We start from the raw sequence: 13775 nt of genomic DNA, 5'->3' as shown, positions 1-13775 counted from the left end.
GCGCAGGATCACCATGAATGGCCAGGCGCGCAGTCATCGCATACCAAAACGACGTGGCAGGCGGCGCAATCGGCTGCATCCACCTAATGTCTGGTGATGGGGTTATTTCGCGGGGGGCGATTGTGCTGGCAAGCGAGAGGCGGCCAGTCGCTTATTTGGTTCTCTTAGGCGGGATAGAGATATGGGCTTCGAAAAGGCCGGTCGCGTACCTCGAGAGTGGGCGAAGAGGGATTGGTTTTGTCCTCGCGAGATCCTGATTGGTTATCGGCGGATTGCGCTCGAACTTCCGCTGGATCAGATGTCATACCCGGTAGCCTCACTTCGAACAAACAAGCTGAAGCGGTACCGTGAAGGCCGGCAGGCGGCGCTGTTTTGCTACGGCATTTCTCAGCGCCTCGGAACGCCCGTGCATTTTGCGCTGATTGAGGATTCAAGCTTCGACGTGGTGGCGCATTACAATAAAGACGGTGCTTCTCACTTCGTCAAAATACAGCTTAAAGAGTGGGTGCCGCGCTTTCTGCCGCGTGCGCAAACGCTGCAAAACGAGTTGGGTAAGCTCTCCAAATACACCGAGTCGGATGATCTGGTAGTCGCGGTGCATCTAAACCGGGATGAAATTGTGCGGATCAACGAACTTCAGATGCCGGAGAACATCGGCGAGTTGTGGTTTTTCGGAGCCAGAACACTCGACCAGCTGGAGTGGACGCTGATTGGCAACTGCCTTGCGGGAGGCTCGGCATCAGACTTCACCTATCCGACAGAATCTGATGCCACTCAAGGCGGAACGGCGACAGCGTAGGTGAGTTTGCACACCGCCAAGCTTTCGAGACGCGGCCTAACGCCCTCCAGGCTGCATCGACACCGGCCTGAGCTACAACCCGGTGGACTTCTTCAACAACCGGGGCGGCACCGTGGCCAGCTTCGGCTACGGCTGGACGTCCGACTACGACATCGTCTTCCTGCCCTTTGCCGGCCCGCAAAAGCGCCTGGTACTGCCCGGTGCGCGGCGCATCAACTTCATCGACGACGGCAGCGCTGGCTACCGCAGCGCGGAAGACCCGCGCTTCCACGGCGCAAGCTCGACCCGCGCCACGGCCAGCTCACCAAAGCCACCGACCCCTTGGGCCGCAGCACCAGCTACGCCTACGACGCCCGAGGCCAGCTCATCGCCAGCGGTGCCGACTTGGCCGCGCCCGAGCGGCGTTACGGCTACAACGACGCGGGCGATCTGCAAGCCATTACCGATGCGCTGGGCAACCAGACGCGAATCGAGCACGATGCGGTGGGCCGATCGACCAGCCACACCAACCCCCTGGGCTACAGCACCCAGCTCGACTACAACCGCCGTGACCAACTCACGCAACGGACAGACGCCTTGGGCCAGCCTTCCACGCTGCGCTATGACGAGGGCGGGCGCGTGAGCGAGGTGGCTAATGCGGCAGGGGTGGTCATCGAGCGGTATCGCTACGACGAGAAGGGCTCGCTCACCGAACGCGTCGACGCGGTCGGCGCGGCCACCCGTTACGCCTGGGACGAACTGCGCAGACTGACCAGCATCACCGACCGCAAAGGACAGACCACATCCATCGGCTACACCGCCGACGGGCGCGTCGAGGAAATCCGCCACGCCGACGGCAGCGTGCAGACGCATCGCTACGACGCCCTGGGCCGTATCGCTGAATCGGCGGAGCCGGCCAGTCGCTGGAGCTATACCTGGGACGAGCTCGATCGCCTGGCCGCAACGACGCACACCACCGCAGCCGGCAAGCTGGAGATCCGCTACAGCTACAGTCTGCTCGATCGCGTCACCCGGCGCGAGGTGCTGCGCGATGGCACCCCCATCGACATCACCGACTACGCCTACGACAAGCTGGGCCGGCTCATCGAGCAACGCACGAAGCCGCTGGCCCACAGCGGTGTCGGTGAGCAGGTCACTCGTTGGCAATGGGATAACCGAGGCCGGCTCATCGAGCGTCAACTACCCAACGGCATCGTTCAACGCTTCACCCACGACGCCGCCAGCCGTCTCACGCAGCTCGCCTACACCCGCCCCGACGGCAGCGTCATCGAGCAGATTGACTACCAGTACGACCCCGCCGGCCAACGCATCGGCCGCACCTTGCTCAACGGCTCATCGAAAAGCGACACGCCCATGCAGGCCAGGTACGACAGCGCCGACCGCCTGCTCGAACTCACGACCCTGGGCAAGACGTGGGCCTTCGAGTACGACGCGAATGGCAGCCTCATGAAGCGCAGCAATGTTGCTGACCCAGCGGAGCAAACGACTTACCAGTGGGACAGCCGCAACCGCTTGATCGGCCTGCTTCGCATGCCGCAAAACGTGCAGGCCAGCTACAGCTACGACGCGGGTGGAAGGCGCATTGCACGCACCATCACCGTCGAAGGCCAGGCCCGCAGCACGCAGTACGTGTACGAGGGGCTGCAGGCGATTGGCGAAGTGAGAGACGGCCGAATCGCAGCGACTTTGCTCACCGGCATCGGCCTTGACGACGTCATCGCTCGCATCGTGAGCCGGCAAGGCCAAGCGCCGATGGTGCGCACCCACATTACCGATGCTCTGGGCAGCGTGTTGGCCCTCACGCGAGAGGACCAGAGCGTGGAGGCGGGCTACGCGTACAGCCCGTATGGCGAGACTGCGCCTGTGGGTGGCGACGCGAGCGAGAACACGCTGCAGTACACCGGCCGGGAGAACGATGAAGGGACGGGGCTCTACTTCTACCGGGCTCGGTATTACGACCCGGTGATCGGGAGGTTCATATCCAGGGATCCGATTGGGTTGGAGGGTGGGCCGAACGAGTTTGCGTATGTTGGTGGCAGACCGCTCAGCTACACGGATCCGGATGGGCTGAACCCTGTTGCGGGAGCATGGGGCGGTGCTGTCGCAGGCACTGCTTTCGGCCCTGTTGGAACGGTCGCGGGTGGGATCATCGGAGCGGGTGTTGGTGCATGGGTCGGATGGAATGTGTTCGGGCCGATGCTGGCGAAACCGCCGGAGAATGCGTACGACCCGAATGGGCCAAAGGCGCCTGGGAAGCCAACGGAAGCGGATGGCTTCAAAGACCCTAAGGGAGGCGAAAACTGGGTGCCGAATCCCAACCCTGGGAAGGGAGGATCCGGCTGGGGCTGGCAAGATGCGAAGGGAGATGTCTGGTGCCCTACTGGACAAGGTGGTAGAGGGCATGGCGGTCCACATTGGGATGTGCAGACCCCCGGGGGAGATTATCGAAACGTCAAGCCGAGGCGGTAATCATGAAGAATATCCAGGTCATAGACGGTGCGCGGAATTGTGTGTACGACATCTTCGCGGCGACAGATGACGAATTTGCCTTGATCTTCCCTGAGGGGACTGACATCGCTTTTATCGACGAGGTCTACGAAAGAGTTGAGCCTCAGAAGCTGGATGCTGCTTTTAAAAATATCTGGAAACGGCCTGTTCAGAAGGCTCTTTCCCAGGGCATCCATGGGATCATTTTCTACGACCTAGAAGATAAAAAGGTCTACTACCCGACGAGAAGGGATGCAGAAGCAATTAACCCTGATGGCTCCAGCCTTCGGTAGCGAGCTGCAGCTGGAACAGCACCCAGGCATGCACATTCCACGTCTGCGCTAGTGCCCTGCAACCCGCCGGCCCCACCGGTGAACATGAGTTATCCACCGCTGAACGTTGATTCATGGCGGGACGGGCCCCCGGAGGTTCGTCAACCTGTCCTGGACCCGCGTGTGCCGAGTAGTCCGCGTCCTCCGAACGATCCGGAGGAAGGGGGGGCGCATGCAAAAAGATGTTTGACGCATGCATGAGTGCAGCCAAACATCCGGCGTGCCCCACCCCTCTGAAACCACCGCTGATAGCAATGTGTACGGCAGCGCTTATCTCGTGCGTTGCGGCACTGGGGGACTAAATATGCGGACGTTCGACTACGAGCAACTTCTCGCATTGGATTACGACGCGGTGGTGCAGATTACAAAGTCGCGGGAGCCGTTCTGTGTGGTTGCCGACGGGGAGGTCGGTAGTCGAATTGAGCGGTTCCTGGAGAATGAGCGCCAGTTTCGCCAGACCAAACGTACGTTCCGAGATCGGGATTGTTACTGGTGGCGAGGTATGCAGGCGCTGCGGCTGCCAGGCTTTATCCCCGTGTGGAATCGAGCTCTGATGGACAACTTTACTGTTCAAGTGCGCCGATGCAGCGATGAAACCCTTGAGTGCCTGTTTACTCACACGCACCGCTGAGATTTAAGGAGACGCTGATTTACTGCCAGCAAGGTCATCCGGTGACGAGCTTCGCTCGTTGATCTGAGAGCTTCCTTCTGCATGTGAGCCACTAGCCACCTCCGCGCTGAGCAGGGATAGTTCCGCATGCGCCTGCTCGGCCGGCTGCACCGTAGCGGGAAGGCGCAGCAGCTTTTCAGGATCGTCTTCCGCCAAGGGTTCGCCGTCGGATGTGATGGCCGCCACCAACAGACGCTGTTCTTCCTTTCCGAGTGCCTCGACCGACACCAGCTTCAAGGTGAGCCAGCCCGACCTGCCGCGATACGGCTTCAGGGTGCTGATCTGGGCGCCGTGTGCGTCGTAGTCGAAGACGAGCCGGGTGCCGGCAAGCTCATGGTTCTTCGCCTGCTGGGTCACCCATTCCGCGAGCGGATGGCCAATTCGATAGAGATGCGCGTCGCCGGCGGTGCTGGGTAGCTCGTATCGCCCCAAGGCAACGTCGCTCGGTGTGCCGGCAGGAAGGCGCTGAAGCACGAAGCCGTCGTCATCGAAGAGAGCGCAGTCGGCCAGCTCGGCCCGCGTCATTGCCAGCAGCATGCGTTCGTACTTGCATCGTGCCTCCTGGCTGTCCGCTGCTCGGACGCGCAGCTTCTCCTGAACTTCTTCATCAAAGTTCTCCAGCAGGATTCGGCGCGTCTTGACCATGGCCTCACTGATCTCGCCAGACAAGTCTCGCTGCAACTGCTCGAAGCTGGCCTTGATAGCCTCCGGGTCGCGACAGTTCTGATAGATCTCTGCGATACGCCTCTCGAAATCGACGCCGGAGCCAATTGCGCCAAGCACCTCGTCGCTGGCGCCAAACACGCCCTCGAACAACTGGAACTTCTGGTCCAGAAGTTCGTACACCCTGGCGTCCGCTTCGTTGCTGCGGTCCACGAAGTTCACCACCACCACGTCGAACTTTTGACCGTAGCGGTGGCAGCGGCCGATGCGTTGCTCGATACGTTGCGGGTTCCATGGCAGGTCATAGTTGATGACCAGCGAGCAGAACTGCAGGTTGATGCCCTCGGCACCCGCTTCGGTGGCAATCATCACCGTGCCGCGTTCCTTGAAGTGCTCGATCAACGCCGCGCGCGTGTCCGCGGTTCTGGATCCAGTGATGCGATCGGACCCTGCGTGGCGCTTGATCCAGTCGGCGTAGATGGCCTGTGCCCGGGCATCGCTGTTTGTGCCATTGAACAAGACGATGCCCTCGCCGTAGGGCGTGTCGGCCAGAAGGGACAGCAGGTATTCCTGCGTGCGCTTGGACTCGGTGAAGATGATGGCCTTCTGGGCGGCGCCGAGGCGACCCAGCTCGGCGAATGCCTTATCCAGCGCGGTCAGCAGTGCCGCGCCCTTGGCGTTCTCGCGAATGTGGGTCGCCAGGTTCTTGAAGCGCCGCAGCTCGGCAATTTCCTGAGCGACTGCGTCTCGTTCGCTGGTTGCAGTCGATGCCGTGGAGGCTGGCTGTGCGTCCCACTCGTCAGCGGTTTCGTCAAGGGACTCGTAGTCGTCGTCCAGGGATTCCATCAGGTCGGCAAGGTCGGGAGACTTGTCGAGTTCACCCTGCAGCCGCGTCGCCATGGTTTCGAGCGCGCCGGCGATGGCGTGGGTCGATGAGGCCAGCAGCTTCCACAGCACCAAGGAGATAAGCTGCCGTTGTCCTTCTGGCAGCGCCTTGAGGTTGGGCCGGCGGAGGTAGTCCGCGACCAGGCTGGAGAGCTCTTTTTCTTCGTGCGACGGGGTGAACTCCTGAACGATGGCCCGGCGTGCCGTGTATGGCACGTAATGCTGAACCTGGCGGCGCAGCGTGCGTTTGCACACGGTGGCCAAGCGTGCTCGCAGGGCGGTGAACGCCTGTTCCCTGGACTGGCCGGTGAACTGCGAGCGGAAGCTGTCGATGTCACCGAAGACGCGGTCGTCGATCATGCTGACGAGCCCGTAGAGCTCTAGCAGCGAGTTCTGCAGCGGCGTCGCGGTCAGCAGCACTTTGGAATGCACGTGGGCCAAGGCGTCCTTCAGCGTCTTGGCGATCACGTTGCTGGTCTTGTAGACGTTGCGCAGTCGATGCGCTTCGTCCAGCACCACCAGGTCCCAATTGACAGCCTGGATGTCCACCGCCTTCCTTTTTGCGAACTGGTAGGAGCAGATGACAGGACCGGCCGACCCTTCGAACGGGTTCTGGCGGCCCTGCTTGCGAATGGCGTTGTAGTTCTTGGCCTCCAGGAGCACGCCCTGCAGGTTGAACTTGTCTTGCAACTCCTGGTGCCACTGCTTGCGCAGGTTGGCGGGCACGATGATCAGGATTCGACGGCGGCGCTCGGCCCATCGCTGCGAGATCACCAAGCCGGCCTCGATGGTTTTCCCCAGCCCGACTTCGTCGGCCAGGATGACGCCACGCGACAGCGGATTGGCGCAGGCGAACAAGGCCGCCTCGACCTGATGAGGGTTGAGGTGGACCTGCGCGTCAACCAGGGTGGATGCCAGCGCCTCCACGGAGTCGCCCGCCGCGCGCCGGGTCAGCAGCCAAGCGTAGTAAAGGCTTTGATGTGGCGTCAGAGCTCGTTGCATTCAGGCTTGTCCCTCAACCTTCATCCGCGACCATTTCGCTGCACGACCTTTGCCCGTTGGGGCAATGACTCCTTCAGTCTTCATGGCACGCAGCACGACGCGCACCATGTCGCGGCTGACGCCGGGGCAGGCTTCCTCGATCTCCGAGATGGAGAAGGGCCGCTGGCGCTTGAGGATTTCCGCGCGCACCCGGTCACCCTTGGCGCCGCGTCCGCGTTCGATGGTGCCCACCCGCTCCTCGAACTCCCTGTAGGCGCGCAGCAGCGCGCCCCAGAAGTAGTCGAGCCAGGGGGCGATGTCGTGGGTGCCCTCGTGCCAGCCCCGGGAGCTGGCCTCCAGCGTTTCGTAGTAGCTCTCCTTCGATTCTTCGAAGATGCGTTCCAGGCTGATGAACCGGCCCACGGCATAGTCGAAGTGATAGAGCAACTGCAAGGTCAGCAGCCGCGCCATGCGGCCGTTGCCGTCCGGGAAGGGATGGATGCACAGGAAGTCGAGGATGACCAGCGGCACCAGCACCAACGGGTCAGCCAGGTGCTGGTCCAGTGCCGAGCGGTAGCGCGAGATCATCTCGGCCATGGCAATGGGCGTGAGATGCGCGGCGACCGGGCGAAACCGTATGCGCGAGCTGCCGTCGGGGTGTCGCTCGATGATGTCGTTGTTCGTCGCCTTCCAATGCCCGCCCGGCTGGGGCATGTAGCGGTACAGGATGTGGTGGAGCTGCAGGACGGTGCCTTCCGAAAACGGCATCTGCTCGCCGCTCTCGTGGATGAGATCCAATGCGTCGCGATAGCCCGCCACCTCCTGCTCCGACCGACTCTGCGGGGTGGCATGCCTGAGCACCAGTGACTTGAGCCGGTGCGCGGCCACCGTGACTCCCTCGAGGCGGTTCGATGACTCCGTGGATTCCACCACGGCAACCTGCCGCAGGTCGCTCAACAGTTCGGGTGACTGGACGACAAAGAGTTGTTGCTTCCCGCGGTACTCACCCAACGCGCGCAGCGTCGCCAGTTGCCGCGCGTCGAAGCGCAACTTGGCAAGGTGGTCTGGCGCGAGGGAGTGCATGGAAGAAGCTGAGCAGCGTAAACGGGGTAATGCTACTGTGGATTAGGGTAATCTGGGCCTGTTTTACCCCAATTGACGGTGGATTACCCCATTCACCACCCTCTACCTGGTCCCGTCGCTACGCGGCTCCGAGGGCAAGCGGCTCACCTTACTTGGCCTTCCGACTTTCCCCGGCCGCAGGTCGATTCGCCTGTGCCACCCGATGGCCCAGCCCGAACACCCAGTCCGCATACGAGTCGGCCAGCTGGCTCGTCGAGAGCGCCGACGCTCCCTCGACCTTCACCTGCCGAATCGGCCTCCCCGACGCCAGGCTATGCACGCCAACAATGAACCCCGCCTCGTCGCGCACCAGGCCCCACTCGGCGCGCCCGGTGAGCGGGTCGTGCGGCACGCGCCGCAAGTGGCGCCGGATGCCGGGCACCCGGGGGTCGCGCAGCAGGTCTTGCAGTTCACGGGGGCCGCGAGCGCCCGGTGTGGGAACGCCTGCCCCAGCGCCACGTTCGGGCGGCAGGTTGGCGTAGCTGCGCAAGGCTCTCTCGAAATCGCCTCCGATCGCCAGCAGTTCCCGCTCCGCATTACGCCGGGCTGCGCTCGCGCCCATCTCCAGACTCTGCGTCGCCCACAGGCCGATGACCGCCAAGGCGATGAGCAAGGCCAGGTAGGTGAACCCGTGCTGGCTGCGCGCCGGTCGGCGCCTACCAGTCGGCATAGCTGCTCCCGTCCTTGCCCGTGCCTGGCGCGCCGCTGCGCAGGTCATGCACCTGGCCTTCGTAGCCCGCCGGCGGCGATAGCACCGTCCAGGTGGTGGCGCTGCCAGTGACCGGGTCCACCGGCAGGGCGCGCAGGTAGCGCTTGTCGACCAGCTCGTCCAGGCTGTCGGGATAGCGGCCGTGGTCGCCGTAGAACTTGTCGATGACTTCGCGTGTGCCGCGCAGGTTGTCGCGCAGCACGGCTTCCTTGGCGGTGTCCACATGGCCCCAATACCGGGGTGCCACCAGCAGCAGCAGGGTGGCGACGATGGCCAGCACCACCAGCAGTTCGATGAGCGTGAAGCCGCGCGGCGCGCGGCGATAGCTTGCGCTCACCATTGGTTCAGGGGCACGCCATTGAGGCCGCTGCGGGTGGAGCGGCTGCGCACGTCGTAGACGTCGTCGCCCTCCTGCGGGTCGTCGGGCTCGCTGGCGTAGGCGCGCAGGGCCCAGGTCCGTGCGGGGTCGACAGTCGGGTCGGTGTGGAACGGGTCGCGCGGAATGCGCCGCAGGAAGAAGAGCTTGCGCCGATCCGGGTCGCGCTGGTCTTCCACGCCGTCCACCAGCGTCTGCAGGTCGGGTGGGTAGCCGCTGGCACCGATGGCGCGGCGGATGCGGCCTTCGTCGGACGCGCGCTTGTAGGCGTCGATGGCGTGGCGGATGTCGCGCAAGGCCACGCGCAGCGCCTGCTCGTTGCTGCGCTGTACCTGCAGTTGCGCCAGGGGGACGGCCTGAAGGGCGAGCACGGAGAGCAGGGCGAGCGTGAGCAGCAGCTCGATGAGGGTGAAGCCGCGGACGGTATGGCGCATGACGGACCGCGTCAGTGACCGCCCACGATGCGCAAGGTATGCGTGGGCAAGGTTGGGGCGGCCAGTGCCTCGCCGCCCGCAGCCAGCGGCCCGGCGCTGAGCAGCTTGATCCCGGTCGATCCCGCCCCGGCCGAAGCGACGCGCACGCGCAGCGTGACGAGTCGCCCAGCCGCGAGCGGCTGGCTGCCTTCGGCCGTGACCAGCACCTGGCCGCTGGGGTCGACGCGGCTGATCGCTCGCAGCCCGGCACCGCGTGTCGTGTCCGTGTCCGCTTCGCCGACCGCGACCACTTGCAGCACCTGCGGATCGAAGCCGATGGCGAGGGGCAGGCGCTGCACGGTGGCATCGGTGCGCAACACCAATTGCAGGTCGATGGTGTCTCCCACCCGCGCCTGGGTAGGGCCCTGCCAGGCGAGCGAGGACGTGGCAGCCGCTGGCGCAGGGTTCGTCGCGTTCGGCGCGGCTGTCTCGGATGGTGCTTGCGCGGGCGCCGCGGCAGCCGGGGCGCTCGGCGTCGCACGCGGGGATGGCGCCGCCAGCCATCCCGCCCCGGCATAGGTCTCGGTGCCCGAGTCGAACTGGGCGGCTGCGCCCACCGGTCGCGGCACGTTGCGCAAGACCCGGGGCGTGATGGACAGCACGATTTCGGTCTTGGTCTGATCGTCGGCCTGGCTGCCGAACAGGCGGCCGAGCACGGGCACGTCGCCCAGGGCCGGCAGGCGGTTGGCGGTGCGGCGGTCCTCGTCGTTGATCAGGCCGGCCAGCACCTGGTTCTCGCCGTCCTTCAGCCGCAGCACCGTTTGCGCGGTGCGCGTGCCGATCTGGTAGGCGATGGAGCCCGACTTGGTTTGCAGCTGGTTGATGATGTTGCTCACCTCCAGCGCCACCTTGATGGCGACTTCGCCATCGAGAAAGACGGTCGGCTCCACGTCCAGCTTCAGGCCCACGTCGACGTAGTTGACGGACTCGGCGACGAAGCCGGTGGAGGTGGAGGTGGTGGTGATGTTGGGTACCCGCTCGCCGATCAGGATGCGGGCCTTCTCGCGGTTGCGCGCACGGATGCGCGGGTTGGCCAGGATGTTGGCGTCGCTCAGGCTGCGACGCGCGCTCAGGGTCAGGGGCGAGAGCGTGGCACCGATCGAGCGGCTGCCCAGGTTTTGCAGGTCGGCCAGCGTGAGCGGCGTGCCGGCGGTGGCGGGCAGGGGCGCCAGCGTGAGCTGGTCGGGCCAGCGGGCGCCCAGGTCGAGCAGGCGCGCGCGCTTGACCTCCAGGATCTCCACTTCGAGCATCACCTCGGGTTCCGGAACGTCCTGCAAGGCCACGAGCTTGGCGGCCATCGCGATCAGCTCGGGGCTGTCGCGCAGGATCACGAGGTTGAGCTTCTCGTCGATGACCGCATCGCGCGCCTTGAGCAGGGTCTTGAGGCTGGCGGCGACGGCCTTGGCATCGGCATGGGCCAGGTAGAACGCGCGCACCTGCAGCGGCTGGTAGTCCTTCTGCTTGGCCGCCGTGGCGGGGTAGACCAGCAAGGTGTTGTGGTCCAGCACCCGGTGGTCGAGCTGGTGGGTCAGCAGGATGCGCTGCACCGCGGCCTCGATGGTGGCGTCCCTGAGGAAGATCGATGTCTTCTGGTCGGTGCGCACGTCCTTGTCGAAAACGAAGTTCAAGGAGGCCGTGCGGGCGATGAGGTCGAACACGCTGCGCAGCGGGGCGTCGCGAAACTCGATGGTGATCGGCTTGCGCAGTGCCTCTGACAGCGCGGGGGGTGTGGCGGCGGGCGGGTCCGCATCGGGCACGGCGGGGAACGGGGTTCCCGGGGCGGGCGGTGTGACGGCCTGGTGCTGGGCAAGTTCGCGCGTGCGCACGAGTGCGGCCCGCAGGTCCAGTGCTTGCGGCTGCTCGCGACTGGCCGCTTCGAGCACTTGCACGGCCTGCAGGGGATGCCCTTGTTGAACCAGGGCCTGGCTTCGCGCCAGTGTCGACGGGCCGGCGCAGCCGGCCAGCGACACGCCGGCACCGGCCAGCAGGGCCAGCAAGGCTTGCGCTGGCTTCATCGTTCATCTCCGATCGTCAAGGTATAGGCCCGGCCCAGGGGCAGGTAGGTGAAATGCAGGTCGGGCGGTGCGATGCGATCGATCTGCCACTGGCCATCCACGCGCTGTCCTTCGCGCAGCACCCGTGTTTCCTGCGCGTGCGCGACGAACACGGACCAGTGCCCGTCCGCCAGCTGCTTGCCCAGGTAGGTGAATGGCGGTGGCGGGTCGGGCGCCTGCGCGGGCGCGGCCGCCGGAGTGGCGGTGGCGCTTGTGGCCGATGGTTGCCAGCTGCCCACGGCGAACAGCTCGGGGGCCGGCCGGCCCCGTGCTCGGTGGGCGGCAGGCTCACGCTGCGGCACCAGCCACTGTCGCTCGATCAGCGGCAGCAGCTGCGGCGGCGCGGACGCGGAAGGGGAGTCGACTCGCCACAAGGACCATTGCACGCGCGCCTCCAGCTGCGGCTGCCCGATGCTCTCGCGCCGCACCGAGATATGGTCCAGGCTTGCGCTGGGCAGTTCGCGCAACACGGCTTCGAGGTAGCGCCGCAGCTGCGGATAGCTGGCCCGGATCGGTTGGGTGACCAGCACCCGCGTCAGGCCCGCAGCGGCCGCGGGCTCGTGCTGGCGGTATTCCCCGCTCGGCAGCGCCAGCTGCTCGTGGCCGGCCAGTCGGTCGATGGTCCGCAGCGCCTCGGGCAGCTCGGGTGCCGATTGCAGCGCCTGCACAAGCGCATGGGCCTCGGGTTCGTCGCGGGTGCTGGCTGCGGTGGGCACGGGAGACCGAGCCGGCCGATCGAGCCAGGCGCGCAGTCGGGAGAGTTCCTGTTGGGCCGGAAGGTTGAAGCCCCAGTGAATGCCGGCCGCTGCCAGGGCGAAGAAGGCGGCGACGGTGCCGGCCAGACCGTGCCTCCAGCAGGCGATCGCCAACGCCGTGCGCCAGGCTTGCGGCTGAACCCGGCCCCAGCGCACGCTTCTCATCGCGCCTGCTCCGGCTGCGATGCGGCGCCAGGCCCTGCCAGCAGTCCGGGGTTGAACTGAAGCGTGAGGCGCACCGGCCGGGCGGGGTCTTGTTCGTAGGTGTCGTGCCGCAACGGCCTGACCGACTCGAAGCCCGGCGTGCGCCCGAGCCGCTGGGCATACCCCATGAGTGCCGGCAGGTCGCGAGCCTCGGTCGTCAATCGCAGCCGGCGACCCTCCCCCTCGGCTTCGATCGAGAGAAGGGCGACGTCGGGTGTGGCCAGGCTCTCCAGGCCGTCCAGCACCGCGGTCCAGGGTGTGTTCAAGCGCTGCACCGCTTCCGTCCAGGCGGCGAGCTCGGCGCGGGCCGCGGGCTTGGCGGCAGGTGGGGTCGGGGCGGTGGCGCGACGGGGCGGCGTGGTCAGGCTGGCCCAGGTGCGCCGGGCACTCGCCAGGTCGTCCTGCAGGTACCAGGCCGTGCCTGCAGTCCAGGCGAGGATGGTGCCCGTAGCAATGAGCGACAGCAGGCTCAGGGCGCTGCCGCGCGCGCGCTGTGCGCCCAGCAGCCAGCGCCGCCAGCCAGGTGACGCATCGAAGCGGATGTCGATCGGACGCATGGGGGCGAAGGGGGTCGGAACGGGTGGCGTCACGGGGGAGACAGGCGCAAGGTGGACAGGGCCAGCACGGCGGTGGCTTCGTTCGGGGGCGTGGCGGCGCCGGGTTGGCCACGCGCCAGGCTCGAGATCGGCAGGCCGGACGGCGCAGCGTCGCTGGTGCACAGGTCGATCCAGTGCAGGGCGCCAGGCGTGGGCAGGCCGCTCGCGATGCTCTCGAGGCGCGCGAGCGCCAGGGTCCGCTCAGCCAGGGTGGCCAGCGGTTCGCCGGCGGTGCTTTGCAGTTGGGTGAAATGCACGACCTCGCCCGCGGCACAGGCCCAGAGGATCACGGTCGTGGGGCTGCGCAGGGCCGTCCATCCGTCGCCTGGAATCGCCGCGCTGCGTTGGCGGCACAGCCAGCCCCAGCTGGTGTGCCAGCGCCAACGTGCATGCCGGCTGGCTAGCGCGGCTTCCAGCGGCCGGACGAAGGCTTCAGGCAGGGCGGCGCATACGAAGGAGCCGTGGCGTCGCCAGTCGCCGGTGATGCGCCAGTCGGTGGCCGTGCCGCCGAACAGCTGGGCGCAACGGGCGGCCGCCACCTGTCGCAGCTCGGCCAGCCCGGCGGCGGCTGCCGGGGCACGCTGCACCCAGTGCACGGCAAGCCGCGGACTGGTCACCAAGTCCAGCTCCGGGAGCCGCCCTTGGGGCAGGCAACGGGCGAGTTCCATC

At 65.8% G+C, this 13775-nt stretch carries 13 protein-coding genes; 4 read left to right on the top strand and 9 right to left on the bottom strand.

The window, feature by feature from the left end; all coding sequences use genetic code 11:
- The first annotated feature begins 181 nt into the window (after window positions 1-181).
- The 4 genes from JI739_RS07380 to JI739_RS07365 all read left to right on the top strand — a co-directional run bounded on the left by JI739_RS07380 (window position 182) and on the right by JI739_RS07365 (window position 4249).
- Window positions 182-799 carry a hypothetical protein gene (locus JI739_RS07380; protein ID WP_201683152.1) on the top strand — a complete coding sequence of 206 codons (618 nt, stop codon included), beginning with the start codon at window positions 182-184 and terminating at the stop codon, window positions 797-799.
- A 321-nt stretch (window positions 800-1120) separates the two neighbouring features.
- On the top strand, window positions 1121-3268 hold the full coding sequence (locus tag JI739_RS07375) for an RHS repeat-associated core domain-containing protein (protein ID WP_201683151.1): 2148 nt from the start codon (window positions 1121-1123) through the stop codon (window positions 3266-3268).
- 2 nt (window positions 3269-3270) lie between these two features.
- On the top strand, window positions 3271-3579 hold the full coding sequence (locus JI739_RS07370; protein ID WP_201683150.1) for a hypothetical protein: 309 nt from the start codon (window positions 3271-3273) through the stop codon (window positions 3577-3579).
- A gap of 232 nt (window positions 3580-3811) precedes the next feature.
- Entirely contained in the window at window positions 3812-4249 is a 438-nt protein-coding gene (locus JI739_RS07365; protein ID WP_201683149.1) for a hypothetical protein, read from the top strand.
- A gap of 3 nt (window positions 4250-4252) precedes the next feature.
- On the opposite strand, the gene JI739_RS07360 is transcribed toward JI739_RS07365, so the two are convergent.
- From JI739_RS07360 to JI739_RS07320, 9 genes are all read right to left on the bottom strand, one after another.
- Window positions 4253-6838 carry an SNF2-related protein gene (locus JI739_RS07360; RefSeq protein ID WP_236589099.1) on the bottom strand — a complete coding sequence of 862 codons (2586 nt, stop codon included), beginning with the start codon at window positions 6836-6838 and terminating at the stop codon, window positions 4253-4255.
- Window positions 6839-7900 carry a Fic family protein gene (locus JI739_RS07355; RefSeq protein WP_201683148.1) on the bottom strand — a complete coding sequence of 354 codons (1062 nt, stop codon included), beginning with the start codon at window positions 7898-7900 and terminating at the stop codon, window positions 6839-6841.
- Window positions 7901-8048: 148 nt separating this feature from the next.
- On the bottom strand, window positions 8049-8609 hold the full coding sequence (locus JI739_RS07350; protein WP_201683147.1) for a type II secretion system protein: 561 nt from the start codon (window positions 8607-8609) through the stop codon (window positions 8049-8051).
- The gene (locus tag JI739_RS07345) at window positions 8596-8988 is read right to left on the bottom strand and encodes a type II secretion system protein (RefSeq protein ID WP_201683146.1); all 393 of its coding nucleotides are present in this window, start codon (window positions 8986-8988) and stop codon (window positions 8596-8598) included. The genes JI739_RS07350 and JI739_RS07345 overlap by 14 nt, the downstream gene beginning before the upstream one ends.
- A complete protein-coding gene (locus tag JI739_RS07340) occupies window positions 8982-9458 on the bottom strand; it encodes a prepilin-type N-terminal cleavage/methylation domain-containing protein (RefSeq protein WP_201683145.1) in 477 nt (158 codons plus the stop codon). The genes JI739_RS07345 and JI739_RS07340 overlap by 7 nt, the downstream gene beginning before the upstream one ends.
- 11 nt (window positions 9459-9469) lie before the next feature.
- Window positions 9470-11512, bottom strand: a complete 2043-nt coding sequence (locus tag JI739_RS07335; protein WP_201683144.1) for a secretin GspD/PilQ domain-containing protein — start codon at window positions 11510-11512, stop codon at window positions 9470-9472.
- Window positions 11509-12471 (bottom strand): hypothetical protein, encoded by a 963-nt coding sequence (locus JI739_RS07330; protein WP_201683143.1) that lies wholly within the window; start codon window positions 12469-12471, stop codon window positions 11509-11511. The genes JI739_RS07335 and JI739_RS07330 overlap by 4 nt, the downstream gene beginning before the upstream one ends.
- Window positions 12468-13067: a hypothetical protein gene (locus JI739_RS07325; RefSeq protein ID WP_201683142.1), complete on the bottom strand. Its 600-nt coding sequence runs from the start codon at window positions 13065-13067 to the stop codon at window positions 12468-12470. The genes JI739_RS07330 and JI739_RS07325 overlap by 4 nt, the downstream gene beginning before the upstream one ends.
- A gap of 29 nt (window positions 13068-13096) precedes the next feature.
- Entirely contained in the window at window positions 13097-13774 is a 678-nt protein-coding gene (locus JI739_RS07320; RefSeq protein WP_201683141.1) for a hypothetical protein, read from the bottom strand.
- Window position 13775: the final 1 nt, after the last annotated feature.

The organism is Ramlibacter aurantiacus, from assembly GCF_016722895.1.
GTDB lineage: Bacteria > Pseudomonadota > Gammaproteobacteria > Burkholderiales > Burkholderiaceae_C > Ramlibacter > Ramlibacter aurantiacus.
Note: the sequence above shows the minus strand (reverse complement) of the source record. Positions and strands in the feature narration are given on the sequence as shown.

Bases quoted from the DNA above. Each gene is read 5' to 3' on its own strand.
- JI739_RS07380 (WP_201683152.1), top strand. From the start codon at position 182: ATGGGCTTCGAAAAGGCCGGTCGCGTACCTCGAGAGTGGGCGAAGAGG.
- JI739_RS07370 (WP_201683150.1), top strand. From the start codon at position 3,271: ATGAAGAATATCCAGGTCATAGACGGTGCGCGGAATTGTGTGTACGAC.
- JI739_RS07365 (WP_201683149.1), top strand. From the start codon at position 3,812: ATGCATGAGTGCAGCCAAACATCCGGCGTGCCCCACCCCTCTGAAACC.
- JI739_RS07360 (WP_236589099.1), bottom strand. From the start codon at position 6,838: ATGCAACGAGCTCTGACGCCACATCAAAGCCTTTACTACGCTTGGCTG.
- JI739_RS07355 (WP_201683148.1), bottom strand. From the start codon at position 7,900: ATGCACTCCCTCGCGCCAGACCACCTTGCCAAGTTGCGCTTCGACGCG.
- JI739_RS07350 (WP_201683147.1), bottom strand. From the start codon at position 8,609: ATGCCGACTGGTAGGCGCCGACCGGCGCGCAGCCAGCACGGGTTCACC.
- JI739_RS07345 (WP_201683146.1), bottom strand. From the start codon at position 8,988: ATGGTGAGCGCAAGCTATCGCCGCGCGCCGCGCGGCTTCACGCTCATC.
- JI739_RS07340 (WP_201683145.1), bottom strand. From the start codon at position 9,458: ATGCGCCATACCGTCCGCGGCTTCACCCTCATCGAGCTGCTGCTCACG.
- JI739_RS07335 (WP_201683144.1), bottom strand. From the start codon at position 11,512: ATGAAGCCAGCGCAAGCCTTGCTGGCCCTGCTGGCCGGTGCCGGCGTG.
- JI739_RS07330 (WP_201683143.1), bottom strand. From the start codon at position 12,471: ATGAGAAGCGTGCGCTGGGGCCGGGTTCAGCCGCAAGCCTGGCGCACG.
- JI739_RS07325 (WP_201683142.1), bottom strand. From the start codon at position 13,067: ATGCGTCCGATCGACATCCGCTTCGATGCGTCACCTGGCTGGCGGCGC.
- JI739_RS07320 (WP_201683141.1), bottom strand. From the start codon at position 13,774: ATGGAACTCGCCCGTTGCCTGCCCCAAGGGCGGCTCCCGGAGCTGGAC.